The organism is Sphaerisporangium rufum (genome assembly GCF_016863395.1).
GTDB classification, from domain to species: domain Bacteria; phylum Actinomycetota; class Actinomycetes; order Streptosporangiales; family Streptosporangiaceae; genus Sphaerisporangium; species Sphaerisporangium rufum.
Genome location: NZ_BOOU01000108.1, coordinates 1 through 17974 on the forward strand (window position 1 = coordinate 1; position 17974 = coordinate 17974).

At 75.2% G+C, this 17974-nt stretch carries 13 protein-coding genes; 8 read left to right on the forward strand and 5 right to left on the reverse strand.

Annotated features, from left to right (window positions below):
* Positions 1-5263, reverse strand: a 5263-nt coding sequence (locus tag Sru01_RS33440) for a beta strand repeat-containing protein (protein ID WP_203994376.1), incomplete at its 3' end; no start/stop codon positions are given.
* 596 nt (positions 5264-5859) lie between these two features.
* On the opposite strand from Sru01_RS33440, the gene larE reads away from it, so the two are divergent.
* The 6 genes from larE to Sru01_RS33470 all read left to right on the forward strand — a co-directional run bounded on the left by larE (position 5860) and on the right by Sru01_RS33470 (position 10959).
* On the forward strand, positions 5860-6726 hold the full coding sequence (gene larE / locus Sru01_RS33445; protein WP_203994377.1) for an ATP-dependent sacrificial sulfur transferase LarE: 867 nt from the start codon (positions 5860-5862) through the stop codon (positions 6724-6726).
* Entirely contained in the window at positions 6723-7403 is a 681-nt protein-coding gene (gene larB / locus Sru01_RS33450; RefSeq protein ID WP_203994380.1) for a nickel pincer cofactor biosynthesis protein LarB, read from the forward strand. Before larE ends, larB begins: the two co-directional genes overlap by 4 nt.
* 110 nt (positions 7404-7513) lie before the next feature.
* Complete coding sequence (locus Sru01_RS33455) at positions 7514-7861, forward strand: YciI family protein (RefSeq protein ID WP_203994383.1); 348 nt, start codon at positions 7514-7516, stop codon at positions 7859-7861.
* Position 7862: 1 nt separating this feature from the next.
* A complete protein-coding gene (locus tag Sru01_RS33460) occupies positions 7863-9188 on the forward strand; it encodes an RNA polymerase sigma factor (RefSeq protein ID WP_203994385.1) in 1326 nt (441 codons plus the stop codon).
* 316 nt (positions 9189-9504) lie between these two features.
* Positions 9505-10479 carry a hypothetical protein gene (locus Sru01_RS33465; RefSeq protein ID WP_203994387.1) on the forward strand — a complete coding sequence of 325 codons (975 nt, stop codon included), beginning with the start codon at positions 9505-9507 and terminating at the stop codon, positions 10477-10479.
* Between the two features lie 18 nt (positions 10480-10497).
* Positions 10498-10959, forward strand: coding sequence for a ribosomal protein L7/L12 (locus tag Sru01_RS33470; RefSeq protein WP_203994389.1), 462 nt, complete (start codon positions 10498-10500; stop codon positions 10957-10959).
* A gap of 143 nt (positions 10960-11102) precedes the next feature.
* Here Sru01_RS33470 and Sru01_RS33475 read toward each other — a convergent pair whose 3' ends face one another.
* Together Sru01_RS33475 and Sru01_RS33480 are read right to left on the reverse strand one after the other, a co-directional pair.
* Positions 11103-12464, reverse strand: coding sequence for a glutamine synthetase family protein (locus tag Sru01_RS33475; protein WP_203994391.1), 1362 nt, complete (start codon positions 12462-12464; stop codon positions 11103-11105).
* Between the two features lie 100 nt (positions 12465-12564).
* On the reverse strand, positions 12565-14778 hold the full coding sequence (locus tag Sru01_RS33480) for a molybdopterin-dependent oxidoreductase (RefSeq protein WP_203994393.1): 2214 nt from the start codon (positions 14776-14778) through the stop codon (positions 12565-12567).
* Positions 14779-15100: 322 nt separating this feature from the next.
* Between Sru01_RS33480 and Sru01_RS33485 the strand changes: the two genes are divergently transcribed.
* Positions 15101-15454 (forward strand): hypothetical protein, encoded by a 354-nt coding sequence (locus Sru01_RS33485; RefSeq protein ID WP_203994395.1) that lies wholly within the window; start codon positions 15101-15103, stop codon positions 15452-15454.
* A 176-nt stretch (positions 15455-15630) separates the two neighbouring features.
* Here Sru01_RS33485 and Sru01_RS33490 read toward each other — a convergent pair whose 3' ends face one another.
* Positions 15631-16338: an HNH endonuclease family protein gene (locus Sru01_RS33490; RefSeq protein ID WP_239138008.1), complete on the reverse strand. Its 708-nt coding sequence runs from the start codon at positions 16336-16338 to the stop codon at positions 15631-15633.
* 189 nt (positions 16339-16527) lie between these two features.
* Here Sru01_RS33490 and Sru01_RS33495 point away from each other — a divergent pair, with 189 nt between their 5' ends.
* Entirely contained in the window at positions 16528-16884 is a 357-nt protein-coding gene (locus Sru01_RS33495; protein ID WP_203994397.1) for a nucleotide pyrophosphohydrolase, read from the forward strand.
* Positions 16885-16957: 73 nt separating this feature from the next.
* Here the strand turns inward: Sru01_RS33495 and Sru01_RS33500 are convergent, their stop codons facing one another.
* Positions 16958-17773: a polysaccharide deacetylase family protein gene (locus Sru01_RS33500; RefSeq protein WP_239138011.1), complete on the reverse strand. Its 816-nt coding sequence runs from the start codon at positions 17771-17773 to the stop codon at positions 16958-16960.
* Positions 17774-17974: the final 201 nt, after the last annotated feature.

Here is a 17974-nt window from a genome sequence, read left to right on the forward strand (position 1 = left end):
CCGCGCTGGACGGCGGCGAGTCCACCGGCGGCCCGGACGGCGGAGTACCGGTCGCCACCGCGGTGTTCAGCACCCCGCCGTTGCCCACGTCCTGCTGCGTGGTGACATACGTGCCCGTACAGGTGGTCGACTGCCCGGGTTGCAGGGTGGTCACCGGACAGGTGATCACCGGCGGGGTACCGGTACCGGTGAACACCGTGTCGGCCACGCTCAACGAGGTCAGTGTGTCGTTACCGGTATTGGTCACCAAGAACGAGTAGGTCACCGTGCGGCCCGCCGACGGCACCGTGGCCGGCGACGCCGTCTTCAGCAAGGTGATGCCGGGCAACTGGGGGGCGGTGACGGTGGCGCTGGAGGGGTTGGAGTTCACCAGCGAACCACCCGGCGGGGTACCCGAGGCGACCGCGGTGTTCGCCACCGTACCGGCGTTGATGTCCGCCTGAGTCACCACGTACGTCGCGGTACAGGTGGTGGCCGCGCCCGGGGCCAGCGTCGACACCGGACACGTGGCCACCGGCGGGGCACCCGTCCCGGAGAACACCGTCTCGGTGACGGCGATGCCGTTCATCGTCCGGTTACCGGTGTTGACGATCGCGAACGAGTAGGTCACCGTCTGGCCGGCCTGGGTCACGGTCGCCGGCGAGGCGGTCTTGCTGAGCGCGAGGCTCGGCGTCGACGGGATCGTCACCGTCGCGCTGGACGGCGGCGAGTTCACCGGCGGCCCCGACGGCGGAGTACCGGTCGCCACCGCGGTGTTCAGCACCCCGCCGTTCCCCACATCCGGCTGCGTGGTGACATACGTGCCCGTACAGGTGGTCACCTGGCCCGGTAGCAGCACGCTCACCGGGCAGGTGATCGACGGCGGCGGGCCGGTGCCGGAGAACGCCGTGTCGGCCACGCTCAGCGCGGTCAGCGTGGTGTTACCGGTGTTGGTCACCTGATAGGAGTAGGTCACCGTCCGGCCTGCCGACGGCACCGTGGCCGGCGACGCGGTCTTCAGCAAGGCCAGGCTGGGCAGCTGAGTGGCGGTGACCGTGGCACTGGAGGGGTTGGAGTTCACCAGCGACCCACCCGGTGGCGTACCCGAGGCCACCGCGGTGTTCGCCACCGTGCCGGCGTTGATGTCCGCCTGGGTCACCGCGTAGGTGCCGGTGCACGTGGTGGACGCCTGCGGCGCCAGGGTGGTCACCGGGCAGGTGACCACCGGCGGCGGTCCCGTCCCGGAGAACACCGTGTCCACCACCGCGATCCCGTTCATCGTCCGGTTACCGGTGTTCACGATCGCGAACGAATAGGTGACCGTCTGCCCCACCTGCGTCACGGTCGCCGGTGAGGCGGTCTTGCTCAGCGCGAGGCTCGGCGTCGACGGGATCGTCACCGTCGCGCTGGACGGCGGCGAGTTCACCGGCGGCCCCGACGGCGGAGTACCGGTCGCCACCGCGGTGTTCAGCACTCCGCCATTGCCCACGTCGGCCTGGGTGGTGACATACGTTCCGGTGCAGGTGGTCACCTGGCCCGGCTGCAAGGTGGTCACCGGGCAGGTGATCACCGGCGGCGTACCCGTCCCGGTGAACACCGTGTCCGCCACGCTCAACGAGGTCAACGTGGTGTTACCGGTGTTGGTCACCTGGAACGAGTAGGTCACCGTCCGGCCCGCCGACGGCACGGTGGCCGGCGACGCGGTCTTCAGCAGCGCGAGGCTGGGCAGCGGGGTGGCGGTGACCGTGGCACTGGAGGGGTTGGAGTTCACCAGCGTCCCACCCGGCGGGGTACCCGAGGCGACCGCGGTGTCGGCCACCGTGCCGGCGTTGATGTCCGCCTGGGTGACCACGTACGTCGCGGTACACGTGGTGGTCGCGCCCGGTGCCAGGGTGGACACCGGACACGTCGCCACCGGTGGGGCACCCGTTCCGGAGAACGCCGTCTCGGTGACGGCGATGCCGTTCATCGTCCGGTTGCCGGTGTTCCTGATGGCGAACGAGTAGGTGACCGTCTGGCCGGCCTGGGTCACGGTCGCCGGCGAGGCGGTCTTGCTGAGCGCGAGGCTCGGCGTCGACGGGATCGTCACCGTCGCGCTGGACGGCGGCGAGTTCACCGGCGGCCCGGACGGCGGCGTGCCGGTCGCCACCGCGGTGTTCAGTACCCCGCCGTTGCCCACGTCGGCCTGGGTGGTCACGTACGTGCCGGTACAGGTGGTCGACTGGCCCGGCGACAGCGTGGTCACCGGGCAGGTGATCACCGGCGGCGTACCCGTCCCGGTGAACACCGTGTCGGCCACGCTCAACGCGGTCAACGTCGTGTTACCCGTGTTCGTCACCAGGTACGAGTAGGTGACGGTACGGCCGGCCGCCCCCACCTGGGTCGGCGACGCGGTCTTCAGCAGCGCGATGCTCGAGACCGCGGCGGCGGTCACCGTCACGGTGGACGGGGTGGAGGTGACCGGTGGCCCGGTGGGCGGCGTGCCGGTGGCGACCGCGGTGTTGACGATGGCCCCCGCGTCCACGTCGGCCTGCGTCACCGCGTAGGACCCGGTGCAGGTGGTGGACTGCCCCGGTGTCAGCGTGGTCACCGGGCAGGTGATCACCGGCGGCGTCCCCGTCCCGGAGAACGCGGTGTCGGCCGCCGTGACCCCGGTCAGCGTGGTCTCGCCGTTGTTGGTGACCAGGAACGAGTAGGCGATGGCCTGCCCGGCCGCCGTCACCGTGCTCGGCGACGCCGTCTTCAGCAGCGTGATCGACGACACCAGCGCGGGCACCACGGTCGAGGTGGTGGCGGTGGAGGTGCCCACCTGGGTCGGGGTGTCGGCGCTGGCATAGGTGACGGTGGAGCTGTCGACCACCGAGGTGCCGGCCGCGGTGGCGTCCAGGGTCACCTGGAAGGTCACCGAGGTGGACTGTCCGGGGACCAGCGTGCCGCCGTTGAACGGCCCGGCGCCCACGCCGAGCTGCGCCTGGACGGTGTTGCCGACGAACTCCGCCTGGTCGTCGCCGACCGCGTCGGTCTTCGGCCCGGCATTCGGCCCGCTGGCGATGACGATGGTCTCCGGGACGTAGGTGGTGTTCGCCGGGATCGGGTCGGCCAGCAGCACGTTGACGGCGTTGTCGTCGCCGGTGTTGGTCGCGGTGATGGTGTACTGGATCACCGAGCCGGGCCTGGGGGTGCCGCCGCCGACCACCTGGGCGCTCTTGGTGGACTGGATGTTCGCCTGGTGCAGGTCGATCTGCGTCCAGAACGCCTGCGGCCAGTACGCGTCGCCCACCGTGCTGAAGGTGAACTGCGCCGAGGTGTCGTTGTTCCGGAACGCCGACGAGGCATTGATGATGTTGGAGTCGTACCCGAGGGTGTTGGTGTAGGTCGGGTTCCGGTCGGTCACCTGGGTGCCCAGGTTGGCGATGGTGGAGTTGAAGAAGTTGTCCGCCGGGTGCAGCGCGTCGGTGAGCACGGTCAGCGGCCCGTTGGTGCTCTTGACGCTCAGCGAGTCGCCGACGATGGCGTTGTCACCGTCGTAGGCGATCTGGCCGAGCTGCACGTTCACGTTGCCGGTGACCGGCGTCTGGAAGCCGGACAGGGTGATCGTGGTGGCCGGAGTGTTGTTCTGCTGCTCCAGGAACCCGTCGAAGATGGAGATGTTCCGCAGCGGCAGGTTCGGGTCCCGGTAGGCGACCACCAGCGACCAGCCGCCGAACGCGCCGAGGCCGTCCGAGCCGCGGGCCACCTGCAGGTTGCCCGCCGCGTAGGTGCCCGGGCCCGCGTTCGACACCAGCGCGGTCACGTCCGCCGAGGCACCGTAGACGATGCCGGCGGCGGTGACGTTGTCCGGGGTGTCACCGATGTCGCCCGGCGACGCGGTGATCGTCTGGTACGTGGCCGAGCCGGGCACCTTGAGCGAGATCTGGCCGCGCAGCGCGATGTTGGGGGCGAACCTGTTACCGGCCGGCAGGCCCGGGGTGTCGGTCGTGGTCTGGCTGCGCGCCCCCCAGTACAGGCGCGCGTAGGCGACCTGGGCCCCCGGGGTCAGGGTCAGGTCGGCGGTGCTGGAGTTGAACGTCGAGGCGTCGCTGTCCACGTCGACGAAGGTGGCGGCGACGTTGTTGTTCCCGCTGCCGAAGCGGCGGGTCAGGCAGTCGGCCACCGCGGGCGGGTAGCAGGTGACCAGGGTGTTGCCGGCCCGGGTCACCGAGCCACGGTAGTTGTCCAGGTACCGCTGGCCGAAGGTGATCGGCGCTCGCGCCGCCTTGCGGCCCGCACCGGGCACCGACTCGGCCTGGTCCGCCCGGCCGGTACCGGGCCGGGTGGCATCGGGGCCGCTCCCCGGCTTCCCGGCCGCCGGGCTCCTCGGTTTCGCACCCGTCGCGCCGGCCGGCCCGGCCCCCGGCCCGCTCTTCGCCCCGGCGCTCGACGCGGCACCCGGGTCGGCGCTCGTGGCGCCCGGCTTGGCGCTCGTGCCGGCCCCCGGCTCGGCGGCCGGGCCGCTTCCTTGCGCACCGGGCCCAACGGCCGGCTGCCCGGGGCCCGGTTGCGCGGCGCCCGGCCGGGCGGCGGGCACGGGACGCGCCGGCGCAGCGCCCGGGGTCGCCGGTCCGGCGGCGGGGCCGGCCATCGGGCCGGTACCGGTCGCCTTGCCCGGCCCGGTGCTCGTTCCCGCCGCGGGCTTCGCGGACGTTCCCGCCGCGGGCTTCGCGGACGTGCCGGTGACCGGCGACGTGGCCGCACCGGCGCCCGGGCGGGCCGCCGCCTTCGAGCTCGCCACGGCCTTCGGGGCCGCCGCCTTCGACGCCGGGCCGGCGGTGACCGGCGGCTTCGGCGTGCCGTGGGCGGTGCCACCCGCCTTGTCCTTCTCCTGGCAGGTCCGGCCGGCGGTGGTGTCCAGGGTCGGGATGGAGAACTCACCGGCGGGCGGCCGGATGGCGTAGCTGATCCGGACCGCGTGCCCGGCGGGCACGTCGCCGGTCCAGCGGAGCACCGGCTTCTCATAGCTCAGGGTGCCCGCGCTCGCCCGGGCGCCGGCCAGGGCCGCCTGGCCTGGCACCGCGCCGAGGTCCTGACCGAAGCCCGCGTCCCGCGCGTCGGCCCGGCCGGGGTTGGCCAGCCGCACGGTGACGGCGACCCGGTCGCCGTCCGGTCGCAGTTCCCGGGTGAGGGTCAGTGCCGGGCCGGTCCGGTCCGGGCCGCAGTCGATGACGAACGACGGATCGATTCGGCCGGCGGGCGCGGCGGCGGCCGCCGGATGCGCCACCGAGGTCAGCCCGACCGCACCGGCCAAGAATCCGGACAATACTCTGCAGAATCCACGCCGCTGCGTATACGCCAGGACCAGCAAAACCGACCTCCCGGGCCCATCCGGCAAAAAAGCCGAATCGTCTGACGGGGGGTTTCGCTGTACGACCCGGCATGATCACCACCGAGACGCTGGAAAGATAACCGGTCCCCGAGGAGCTGAAACATCCGCAGAATTACCCGGTGACAGCCCGTGCCAGCATTTGACGAGCGGCTCGGAGATATCCGATTTCATGCGGTTTTCCGCGTAAATCCAGCAACGCCGACAAACCTAATAAGTCTGATATTCCATAGAGCCGTGCCGGGGTGGAGCCGGCACCGCTCCCGGCCACGCGTGTCCGGCGGCCCGCGATGGGCGCGCCCGGCCGCCCCCGCCCAGCGCGACGCCGGCCCGGCCGGTGGCGGCCAGAGGTCCGGAGGGCGGTGGCCAGGGGTCCGGAGGGCGGTGGCGAACGAGGGCCGAGGGTCCGGCGTTGCGGTGCGGCCGGTTCATCGGGTGAACTGGCAGCGGCGGCGATCCGTGCGGATCCCACCTCAAGCCGCTGATACCCGCGCTCCCCTCGACCCCAGGAGGAAGACCGCATGAGCCCCGAAGCGGCTCCCATGCTGACCGGAGCCGCCGCGGCCGACGCCGGCCGCGTCGCGGCCCTGCTGGCGGGCACCGCCCCGCTCGGCGTGGCCTTCTCCGGCGGCGTCGACTCCTCCCTGCTCCTCGCGCTGGCCGTCCGGACGCTCGGCCCCGGCCAGGTGGTCGCCGTCCTCGGCGTCTCCCCCAGCCTGGCGGCGGACGAGCGGCTGGCCGCGCACGACGTGGCCGCCTTCGTCGGCGCCCGGGTCGTCGAGGTCACCACGCATGAAGGCGACATCGCCGCCTACCGGGCCAACGGCCCGGACCGCTGCTTCCACTGCAAGGACGAGCTGTTCACCCGGATCTCCGACGAGGTGGTCACCCGGTACGGCCTGGCGACGGTGGCGTACGGAGAGAACGCCGACGACGCCCGGCGCCCGGACCGGCCCGGCCACCGGGCCGCGTCCGAGCACCGGGTGCTGCGCCCGCTGGCCGAGGCCGGCCTGGACAAGGCGGCGGTCCGGCGGCTGGCCCGCGCCCTCGCCCTGCCCTGCGCGGACAAGCCGGCCGCGCCATGCCTGGCCTCCCGCATCCCGCACTTCGCCGAGGTCTCCCCCGGCAAGCTGGCCCAGATCGAGCGGGCCGAGAAGGCGCTGCGCGACCTCGGCTTCGCCGACTGCCGGGTCCGCCACCACGGCGACGTGGCGCGCATCGAGGTGCCGCTCGCCGACCTGCCGCGGATCGTCGGCGGCGAGCTCCGGGCCGCGGTGCGGGACGCGGTGCGCGCCGCCGGGTTCCGCACGGTGGCCGTCGACCTGGGCGGCATCCAGTCCGGCGCCTTCACGCTCCCCCTGGTGGACGCCGCCGGGGAGGCCCGGTGACCGGCGGCTGGACCCCGCCGGAGGCCCTCGCCGCCTACGCCGAGCTCGACCATGACCGGGCCGGCCGCCGGGGATATCCGGAGGCGGTGTACTGCGAGGGAAAGACCCCGGCGCAGGTCGCGGGCATCGCCGCCGCGGTCCGGGACCGCGGTGCCACCGCGCTGTTCACCCGGGCCGCCGCCGGGCACGCCGCGGCGGTGCTCGGCGAGCTGCCGGACGCCCGCCACGACCCCGACGCCCGGCTGCTGGCCTGGCCGCCGGAGCCGCCCGCGCCGAGCGGCGGCCGGGTGGTGGTCGTCGCGGCCGGCACCTCCGACCTGCCGGTGGCCCGCGAGGCGCTGCTGACCGCGACCTACCTGGGCCGGGAGTGCGAGCTGGTCGTCGACGTCGGGGTGGCCGGACTGCACCGGGTGCTGGCCCGGCTGGAGCTGCTGCGCTCGGCCCGCGCAGTGGTGGTCGCCGCGGGGATGGACGGCGCGCTGCCGAGCGTGGTGGCCGGGCTGGTCGCGGCGCCGGTCGTCGCGGTACCGACGTCGGTGGGGTACGGCGCCGCGTTCGGCGGGCTGGCGCCGCTGCTGACCATGCTCAACGCCTGCGCGCCGGGGGTCGCGGTGGTCAACATCGACAACGGCTACGGCGCCGGGCACCTGGCCGCGCAGATCGCCGCCCCCGCCTAGCGCCGGATGCGGAGCAAGATTTTTCGAATGCTCGGTCGATATGACGGCCGGCCCTTCGTCGTGGTGTCGTAGGAAGCGTGCCCCCGGGCACTTACGAACGGAGAACCACCATGAAGTACATGCTGCTCATCTACTCCGCCACCGTCGAGCCGGGCTGCGAGGGCCCGGAGGACCCCGCCACCTTCGAGGAGTGGATGGCCTACGACAAGGCCGTCCACGAGGCCGGCATCCACGTCTCGGGGCACTCGCTGGCCGACCTGACCACCGCCACCACCGTCCAGGTCGCGGGCGGCGAGCGCAGCGTCACCGACGGGCCGTTCGCCGAGACCCGGGAGATCCTCGGCGGCTACTACGTCATCGACGTGCCGGACCTGGACGTCGCCCTCGACTGGGCCGCGCGCTGCCCCGGATCGCGGGGCGGCGGGGCGGTCGTGGTCCGGCCGGTCGCCGAGTTCTGAGATGAGCGGCGAGCGAGGCGACGCCGGCCGGGCCGTTCCGCCGAAGCCGCCGGGGACACCGGAGCCGGCGGCCGCACCGGCCGAGGCGTCGGTGGTGGCGGTGTTCCGCGAGGAGCACGGCCGGCTGCTCGCCTCGCTCGCCGGCCGGTTCGGCGACCTGGACCTGGCCGAGGAGGTCGCCGCGGACGCCATCGAGGCGGCGCTGACCCGCTGGCCGGTTGACGGCGTGCCGGACCGGCCGGGCGCGTGGCTGCTGACCACCGCCCGGCGCAAGGCCATCGACCGGCTGCGCCGCGACCAGGCGTACGCCGCCCGGCTGGCCGCGCTGCACCTGGAGGCGGAGCGGGCCACCGCGCCCGCCCCGTCCCTGGACGGGGAGCTGCCCGACGAGCGCCTGCAGCTCTTCTTCACCTGCGCGCACCCGGCGCTGGCCGCCGAGGACCGCGCGGCGCTGACCCTGCGCTGCCTGGCCGGCCTGACGACCCCCGAGGTCGCCCGGGCCTTCCTGGTCCCGCCCGCGACGATGGCGCAGCGCATCGTCCGGGCGAAGCGGAAGATCCGGCAGGCGCGCATCCCGTTCCGGGTGCCCGGACTCGACGAGCTGCCGGAGCGGCTGCCGGGCGTGCTCCAGGTCATCTACTCGATCTTCACCGAGGGGTACGCGGCCAGCGCGGGCCCTGACCTGCAACGGCCGGCGCTGGCCGGGGAGGCCGTCCGGCTGGCCCGGATCCTGCGCCGGCTGATGCCCGCCGAGCGGGAGGTGGCCGGGCTGCTGGCGTTGATGCTGCTGGTGCACGCCCGGCGTGACGCGCGGACCGGTCCGCACGGCGAGCCGGTGCTGCTCGGCGACCAGGACCGGGCCCGCTGGGACCGCTCGATGATCGACGAAGGCCGCGGCCTGGTGGTGGCCGCGCTGACCGGCGGGCCACCGGGCCCGTACGGGGTGCAGGCGGCGATCGCCGCGCTGCACGGCGAGGCCGATGACGTGGCGTCCACCGACTGGCCGCAGGTGGTGAAGCTGTACGACGTGCTGCTCGGCCTGACGCCGTCCCCGGTGGTGGCGGTCAACCGGGCGGTGGCGGTGGCCATGCGCGACGGCGCCGAGGCCGGGCTGGCGCTGCTGGACGGGCTGGCCGGCGAGCCACGGCTGCGCGGCCACCACCCCTACCCGGCGGCCCGGGCCGAGCTGCTGGCCCGGCTCGGCCGGCGCGGGGAGGCCGCCGCGGCCTTCCGGGAGGCGCTGGACCTGGCCGGCACCGAACCCGAGCGCGCCTTCCTGCGTCACCGCCTGGCCGACGTCGCCCCCGACCCGCCCGACCGAGTGTGACCGGGCGTGACCGGGCCGATGGCCGGCCTCGGGCACCGGCCGACCGGCCCCCGCCGCCCGCGACCCGGCCGCCCGCGATGATGCGGCTCTCCCGCCGATCCAGGACCTCTCCTCGCAAGCCGCACTGCTCAAGGCCCCGCCGGTCCAGGCCCCGCCGGTCCAGGCCCCGCCGGTCCAGCCCGCGCCGGTCCAGCCCGCGCCGCGCGCCGGTCCAGGCCGTGTCCGGCCGCCGGGCGGCGAAGATCCACCGGCGGCGGGAGCGGTCTCCCCCGGCCGGGGGAACCAGCGGCCGGGCGGCGGGCGGGAGGGTCGGGGTATGGGACTTCTATCGGCGCGCTGGGCGCCATGGGCCGCGGCGGGCTGGACGTTCGGTTACGGCGCCGTCCAGTCGTGGTGGCTGCTGAACCCCGGGACGCGGTGGGCGCCGCCCGAGGAGCCGTTCGCCCCCGGCCGGTGGGCCGCGGTGACGCTGGGGTTCACCGCCGCCGGCGCGTGCGCCCTGATCGCGGCCCGGGCCGGGCGGCGGTGGCCGGTCGCGGCCCGGCGGGCGCTGGTCGTGGTGACGTGGGCGGCCGGGGCCGGGCTGGTGCTGTACTCGTACATGCTGGCCATCAGCCTGGCGTCCATGCTGTTCGCCGACTACGACGACTGGGCGAGCCTGCTCATCCGGGCCGCCGGAACGGTGGGCGGCGCGCTGGCGCTGGCCTGCGCCGCCGCCGAGGGGAACCGGCTGCGGCAGGGGTGTGCCGCCTGCGGCCGGGTGCACGGCCGCTCGGCCGAGCGGCGCACCGACCCCACGCCCGGCTGGGCCCGGCTGGCGGGTTACGCCGCGGTCGCCGGCTACCTGTCCCGGGTGGGGGCGGTGGTGCGGGACCACCTGACCCTCGGCCGGCCGGTGGACCTCGGGTTCGATCCGTTCACCGTCTTCCTGCTGCTGGTCAGCCTGGCCGGCACCGTGCTGCCGCTCGCGCTGGTGCACCGGTGGGGCCGGATCTGGCCGCGCTGGGTGGTGCCGCTCGCCGGCCGGCCGGTCCCCCGGTGGCTGGTCCTCGGCCCCGGGTACTTCGTCGGCGCCAGCCTGACCGGCTACTTCGGGCTGGCCGGGATGACGGCGTGGGTGCTCGGCAAGGGCGGCCTGCGCGGCGGCGACCAGCTCACGGTGTCGATGGAGATGTTCGGGTACACGGTGTGGGGGCTCGGCCTGCTCGCCGCGTCGGTCTCCTACCACGCGCTCACCCGGCCGGAGTGCCCGTTGCCGGTCAAGGTCCGGGGCCTCGCACCGGCCGGGTGATCGGCATACGATGCGGGCATGCCGTCGATAGGCCCCATGGAACTGCTGATACTCCTCTTCCTGGTCGTCTTCGTCCTCGCCGTCGCAGGGATCGTCGTCTCCATCCTGAAGCGCGGCCGGCCGGCGCCCACCGGGTGGGGCACCGGCGACCTGCGCGACCGCGTCAACACGCTGGTCTGGCAGCAGCAGCCGATCCAGGCCATCAAGGTGCTGCGGCAGGCCACCGGCCTCGGGCTGGCGGACGCCAAGAGGGTCGTGGACGCGGTGGCCGGCGGCGCCGACCTGTGGGAGGTGCCGATCATGGCCCGCTACCGCCCGGCCCACCTGAACGCGCCGGCGCCGGTGGACGCGCGGCCCGACCTGGCGAGCCGGGTGCGCGAGCTCAAGGCCGGCGGGCGGGCCGAGCAGGCCGTCCACCTGGTGCGCGGCGAGACCGGCATGGACCAGGACGAGGCCGAACGCTTCGTCGACGCCCTCTGACCGGCGCCGGCCGGTGTTCGGCTGATCGGCGCGGGCCGGGGTCCGGTCAGTGCCGATTCAAGGTGCAGGTCGGTACCCGGCCGGGTTCCGGTCGGTGCTGGTCGGCGCCGGGCCGGTGTGCTGGGCCGGTGCCGGTTCAGCGGTCAGTGCCGCCAGCGGGTGCGGGCGACGACCTCCTCGGCGGAGGCGCCGGCGAACAGCGCGATCTCGCCGCGGCGGACGGCGGCGACGGTGTCGATGACCGCCTCGCCCAGCGCCGCGCGCAGCGCCGGCTCGCTCTCGAACGCCGCCACGGCCTCCTCCGGCGCGACCGGCAGCCGGGCGACCCCGGCGTCCGCGGCCAGCGTCGCCGGATCGACCTGGACCGGCGGCGGTAGCCGCGCCCCCTCGGCCAGGCCGGCCCGGCCGGCGGCGAGCAGCGCGGCCATGACCAGGTAGGGATTGCCCGCCGGGTCGAAGCACTTGACCTCCATGTTCGCCGCGCACCGGTCGCCGGGCGGGCCGGCGACGAAGCGCAGCGCCGCCTCGCGGTTCTCCAGGCCCCAGCAGGCGTAGGCGCCCGCCCAGTGCGAGGGGACCAGGCGCAGGTGGCTGGCCACCGCGGGCGCGCCCACCGCGAGCAGGGCCGGCAGCCGGGCCAGCATCCCGGCGGCGAACGCCTCGCCCGGTCCGGTCAGGCCGTGCGGCCCGCCGCCGCCCGCCATCAGGTTCACGCCGTCCCGCCACAGGCTGGCGTGCACGTGCGCGCCGTTGCCGACGCCGCCGGCCACCACCGTGGGGGAGAACGAGGCGCGCAGCCCGTGCCCCCGGCTGACCGCCCGGATCGTCTCGCGGACGAGCACGGCGGTGTCGGCCGCGCCGACCGGGCCCTCGGCCGCCACCGAGACCTCGAACTGGCCCGGCGCGTACTCGGGGTGCACCTGCTCGACCGCGACGCCGGCGGCCGCCAGCGCGGCCAGCAGGTCGCGCAGGTATCCGGCCCGCTCGGCGAGCCGCGCCATGCCGTACGCCGGGCCGGTGGCGGCCGGGACGAACTCGGTGCCGTCGCCGGCCGACAGCGCCCACTCGATCTCGAACGCGGCCCGGACGGCGAACCCGGCGGCGGCCAGCCGGCCGGCCTCGCGGCGGGCCAGGTACCGGCCGTCCAGCGGGTGCGGCGTCCCGTCCTGGCCGTGCCGGTCGGCGGGTGCCCACGCCCAGCCGGGCAGCGCGGCCAGCACGGCCAGCCGGTCGAGGTCGGGGTGCAGGCGCAGGTCTCCCACCGGGCCGCCGGCGAACCGGCCGGTGACCGCCGAGTCGTCCGGCAGGAAGGTGTCGAACACCGGGGAGGCACCGACGCCGTGCGCGGCCGCGTGCGCCAGCCGGGCCAGCGGCACCCCCTTGACCCGGGTGATGCCGCTGGTGTCCACCCAGGTGGTGGCCACCGCCACCACGCCCCGGCCGGCCAGCTCCGCCGCGGCCGCGCGGCCGGCGGCCGCCCGCCGGGCGCGCTCCGCCTCGTCCATGCTCCGCCTCCCCGGCCAGGGTAGGAGCGGCACCGGACCGAGCCGCCCGTTTCCGGGAGCGGGCCGGGTAAGGACCCGGGCAGGACCTCGGAAAGCGGGGTCAGCGGGCCGCGCCGGTGGCGACCGGTGCCCGGACCGGCCCGGCGGGGACCGGGGTGACGGTGACCGGGACGCCGTTGAAGACCGCGTTCCCGGACGGGACGTCGACGACCGCGGCGTCGGTCAGCACGTTGGCGTTGACGCCCGGCTGCCCGGCGGCGACCGACTGCCGGGTACCCGCGTGCCCCCAGCCGTGCGGCAGGCTCACCACGCCGGGCATGATGTCGGCGTTCGGCTCGACCGGTACCTCCAGCTCGCCGGCGGCCGAGGTGACCAGCGCCCGGTCGCCGAGGCCGAGCCGCGCGATGTCGTCGGGGTGGGCGTGCAGCGTGCAGCGGTTGGTGCCGCCGGACAGGCCCGGCACGTTGTGCAGCCAGCTGTTCAGCGACCGCAGCTGCCGCCGGCCGATCAGCAGCATCTCCGGCACCGGGGCGGCCAGCCGCTCGCGCAGCCGCCCGGCCTCCTCGGCCAGCCGGGGCGGGGCCAGCTCGACCTTGCCGGAGACGGTGCGCAGCAGTTCCGCCAGCCGCGGCGTGAGCGGGCCGAGGTCGATGCCGTGCGGGTTGGCGCGCAGCTCGGCCAGCGACAGCCCGTAGGAGCCGAGCCGCAGGAACAGGTCCAGCATCCGCTCGGCGCCGCTGTCGCCGTCCAGCCCGGCGCGGACCTCCTCGGGGTCGCGCCCGGCGAGCGGCGAGCCGGGCGCCTGGGTGGCGCCGCGGATGACCTCGCCGAGGATCATCTCGTCCAGCGCGCCGGGGTCGGCGTCCGCGCCCTGCCCGGAGGCGATCAGGGTCAGCTTCGCCATGATCTCGCCCTCGGACGGCCGGCCCGGCTCCAGCGGGTGGATGGCCGGGGAGAACCGCGTGTAGTTGCGCACGGTGACCGACAGCAGCAGGAAGTCGTAGTGCGGCATCTGCAGGATCCGCGGCGGCGGCAGGATGACGTCCGCGTGCCGGGTCGTCTCGTTGAGGTAGGGGTCGACGCAGACCATGAAGTCCAGCTCGCCGAGCGCGCGCTCCAGCCGGTCGCCGCTCGGCGCGGACAGCACCGGGTTGCCGGCCACGACCACCAGCGCGCGCACCTGTCCCTCGCCCGGTGTCTCGATCTCGTCGGCCAGGGTGGCGACCGGCAGCTCGCCGAGCGACTCGGGCAGCCCGCGGACCCGGCTGTGCCAGCGGCCCTGCACCCATGGCTCGCCGCTGCGGCCGAGGTCCATGGTGGCGGTCCGGGTGAACATGACGCCGCCCGGCCGGTCGAAGTTGCCGGTCAGCACGTTGATCACGTCCACCAGCCACTGGGCGGCGGTGCCGAACTCGACGGTGCTGGCCCCGATGCGCGAGTAGACCGCGGCGGTGCGCGCGGCGGCCAGCTCACGGGCCAGCCCGGCGATGCGCCCGGCCGGGACGCCGCAGACCGGGGCGACCGCGTCCGGGGCGAAGTCCGCGGCCAGCCGCCGCAGGTCGGCCAGCCCGGCCACCTCCAGGTTCACCGAGGTCAGCTCCTCGGCCAGCAGGGTGTGCACGATGCCGAACAGCAGCAGCGCGTCGGTGCCCGGCCGGACGAACAGGTGCTCGTCGGCGAGCGCCGCGGTCCGGGTGCGGCGCGGGTCGACGACCACCAGCCGGCCGCCGCGCGCCCGCAGCGCCTTGAGCCGGCCGGGGAAGTCCGGGGCGGCGCACAGCGAGCCGTTGGACTCGGCCGGGTTGGCGCCGAGCATCAGCAGGTGGTCGGTGCGGTCCAGGTCGGGCACCGAGATGGCCAGCGGGTCGCCGAACATGTGGCCGCAGGCGACGTGCTTGGGCATCTGGTCGATGGTGCTGGCCGAGAAGACGTTGCGGGTGCCGAGCGCCTGGGCGAGCGCGCCGCGGTACAGGATGCCGCCCATGGTGTGGAAGGTGGGATTGCCGAGGTACACCGCCAGGGCGTCGCGGCCGTGCGCCTCGATGACGCCGTGCAGGCCGCGCTCGACCGCCTGGAACGCCTCCGCCCAGCCGACCTCGTGCCATTCGTCGCCGCGCCGCACCATCGGGGCCTGGAGCCGGTCGGGGTCGTCGTCCACCCGGCCGAGGCTCGCGCCCTTGGGGCAGATGTAGCCCTTGGAGAACGGGTCCAGCGGATCGCCCTTCACCGATGTGACCCGCCCGCCGCCGTCGAGGGTGAGCCGCAGGCCGCACACGGCGTCGCAGAGGGGGCAGGTCCGGTGCACGGTTCTCATCGGCGCTCTCCGATCGTCGGCTGGACTCATGATGAGCAGCCGCGGGGGCGGCCCGGAACCCCAGAACCGGACGATTGGGGTGGTGGCCCGGCGGGTCGTCTCCGAAATTGGGCCCCAGCAAACATAACGAATGGGTCTTTTCTCCCGTACCGTGGGTATCGGGGGTTACTTGCGCGCGATCACGGGCAGTGCGGACTGGTCTCAACCGGCCGATCCACCGTCCGGCGGGACAGGGATACCCGCCGGGATCCGCCCGACCGGGCGGTCCCGGGCCGGGCGGGCCGGCCGACGATGGTGGAATCACCACGGGAAGAGGATCGTGATGGCGAACGAGGTCACCGAAGGCAAGACCGCGGCACGAGAGCTGTCCGCCCGATTGCCGGGCTGGATGGTCTGGTACGGCGAGCACACCCGCCGTTTCTGGGCCGTCCCGAGGAGCTCCATGCGGCTCGGTGCGGCGCTCGCCGAGGCGGACACCCCGCAGGAGCTGGAGGCGGCCGTGCGCCGCATCACCGGCGGCGACACCGGGCAGCACCCCGCGCCGGACGCCGGCCGCGCCGAGCAGGCCGACCCGCGCGCGCAGCAGTCCCCGCACCCCCACCCGGGGCAGCACTCGCAGCACCCGGGGCAGCAGGCCCCGCAGGAGTCGCGGCAGCCGGTGCCCGCCCGCTACTGACGCCCCCACGCCTGGAGGACCCGTCCGGCCCGCGCCGCCGGGCTCCGGTCCTCCGGCCGGCGACATCGAGAAGGCTACGCCGCCTCGGCGCCGCCGGTCAGCGCCACCTGGCGAACAACGCCGGCTCGGCGCCGCGGGTCAGCGGTGCCGGTCGAGCATCGCCGCCCGGGCGCCGTTCAGCGGCACTGGGCGAGCATCGCGGCCTTGTCGGCCCGCGTCACCGGCAGGCCGTACTTGAGCGCGACCTGCGCGAACCGGGTCACGTACGCGCAGCGCACCCGGCGCACCGGCGGCAGCCAGGCCGCCGGACCGGCGCCGCCCTTGGCCTCGTTCGCCGGGCCGTACACCGGCATGAGGTTGAGCGGGTCGTTGGCGATGCGCACCCGCTTGCGCATGGGCCACCGGGACGCGCCCATCGCCCACTCGTAGGACAGCGGCACCACGTGGTCGACCTGCACCCGGTCCGCGCGCGCCTTCCGCCATCGGATCGTCCGGCCGGTGTAGGGGTCGTCCAGCGTCATCGCCACCACCACGCACCGCGAGCCGCGGCGGTACTCCACCGCCCGGCCGTCCCGGGCGAGCAGGTCGTCGCGGGTGCGGCACCCGTTGCCCGCGTACGGCACGCCGCGCGCGGTGTCCGCCCAGTTCGCGCCGAACCGCAGCCGGGTGTACCCGCGCCCGGAGCCGCGCGGCGCCACCCGCACCTTCCTGATGAGCCGGACGGCCGCCGCCCGGTCGGCGCGCGCCGACACCGCCACCAGCCCGGCCCGGGTGCCGTCCGGATTGTCCAGCGGCCCGGCCCGCACCACGGCCGCCCGCGGCCGCTCGGCCTCGCCGGGCGCCGCCACCGCGACCAGCACCGCGCCGCCCACGACCGCCGCCACGATCCCCCGAGTACCCAGCGCCGCCTCCCGCCCTGAAGGTCCTGACCAGGTTCCCATGATGCGCCGGGAAGATCCACGTATGCACCTTCAATGAGGATCCCCGGCCGCGTCCCCGCCGACACCGCCCCGTCCGGGAATTGCCACCCGCCCGGCCCGCCGCCGGGCCGCCCGGCGGCTAGGGTGCCGGGCATGACGGACCGGGTGGCGGAGCTGGCGGAGCGGCTGGCGGAGTTCGCGCGCGAACGCGAGTGGCAGCGGTTCCATACGCCGAAGAACCTGGCGATGGCGCTGGCCGGCGAGGTCGGCGAGCTGGTCGCCGAGTTCCAGTGGCTGACCGCGGAGGAGTCCGCCGACCTGGACTCCGAGACGCTGGAGCGGGTGCGCGGCGAGCTCGGCGACGTCACCAACTACCTTGTCCGGCTGGCCGACCTGCTCGGCGTCGACCTGCTGGCGGCGGCCGGCGACAAGCTGGACCGGTCCGAGCGGCGCTACGACGTCGCCACCTACCGCGGCTCGGCCCGCAAGGCGCCGCCGCTCACGCCCTGACCCGTCCGGGCCGGGTCACCGCGAGACCAGGGCGCAGCCCCGGTCACGAGTACGGCGGCGTGCGGTCCCCGGCTCACAGCGCGACGAAGGTCAGGCCGCGGTGCTTCAGCCGCGGGATCACCGTGCGCAGCGCCCGGATCGTCTCCGACCGGTCGCCGCCGCCGTCGTGGCACAGCAGGATGGCCCCCGGCCGGCAGGCGAGCATGCTGCGGGCGATCCGGCGGGTGCCCGGCCGCGACCAGTCCCGGGGGTCGACGTCCCAGTCCACCGGGATCAGGCCGTGCTCCCCGGCCACCTCGACCACCCGGCGGGACCAGCCGCCGCCCGGCGCCCGGAACAACCGGGCGGTCACCCCGGTCGCGTCCTCGATGCGATGCTGCGCCGCCACGATCTCCGCGGTCATCCGCCGGGGCGTCAGCCGGTCGAACGGCATCGGATGGCGCATCGAGTGGTTGCACACCTGGTGCCCGGCGCGCACGATGCGCTCGGCCAGCCGCGGGTGGCGCCGCACGTGCACGCCGATGAGCGAGAACGTCGCCCGCACGTCGTGCTCGGCCAGCAGGTCGAGCATCCGCGGCGTCCACTCCGGATGCGGGCCGTCGTCGATGGTGAGCGCGATCGCGTTCCCCGGTGCCGCCGGGGCCAGGTCCGACAGGCTGTGCACCGGCCGGCGCCGGGCCCGCAGCGACGCGGGCGGGAAGGCGCCGCCGTCCGGAACGGCGGCCGGCGACCGGCGCTCCGGCGGGCGGCGGAGCGCCCCCGCACCCTGGTGGTGTCCGGCGGGCCCGTTGGCGCCCGATCCGGCGTCCGATCCGGCGTCCGATCCGGCGTCCGATCCGGCGTCCGATCGCGCACCGCCATCGGGCGCGGGCGGCCGACCGCCGAGCACGTCTCCGCCATCCCTTGCCACCAGGGACGCCAGCGTCAGGACCGCGAGAGCACCCAGTATCCGGCGACGGCCGGCGTCCCTTTCCTCCACCCTGTGGTGGGTACCCCGCACGCACGCCGGGCGATCTGCCGGACAGGATCGCTCATGGTAACCATGCGGTATACATGACGGAAACGTCGCCGGCCCCGGTCGCGCCCCGGT

Coding starts and splice junctions, on each gene's coding strand:
- larE (WP_203994377.1), top strand. CDS start 5,860: ATGAGCCCCGAAGCGGCTCCCATGCTGACCGGAGCCGCCGCGGCCGAC.
- Sru01_RS33470 (WP_203994389.1), top strand. CDS start 10,498: ATGCCGTCGATAGGCCCCATGGAACTGCTGATACTCCTCTTCCTGGTC.
- Sru01_RS33465 (WP_203994387.1), top strand. CDS start 9,505: ATGGGACTTCTATCGGCGCGCTGGGCGCCATGGGCCGCGGCGGGCTGG.
- Sru01_RS33460 (WP_203994385.1), top strand. CDS start 7,863: ATGAGCGGCGAGCGAGGCGACGCCGGCCGGGCCGTTCCGCCGAAGCCG.
- Sru01_RS33475 (WP_203994391.1), bottom strand. CDS start 12,464: ATGGACGAGGCGGAGCGCGCCCGGCGGGCGGCCGCCGGCCGCGCGGCC.
- Sru01_RS33480 (WP_203994393.1), bottom strand. CDS start 14,778: ATGAGAACCGTGCACCGGACCTGCCCCCTCTGCGACGCCGTGTGCGGC.
- Sru01_RS33455 (WP_203994383.1), top strand. CDS start 7,514: ATGAAGTACATGCTGCTCATCTACTCCGCCACCGTCGAGCCGGGCTGC.
- Sru01_RS33485 (WP_203994395.1), top strand. CDS start 15,101: ATGGCGAACGAGGTCACCGAAGGCAAGACCGCGGCACGAGAGCTGTCC.
- Sru01_RS33495 (WP_203994397.1), top strand. CDS start 16,528: ATGACGGACCGGGTGGCGGAGCTGGCGGAGCGGCTGGCGGAGTTCGCG.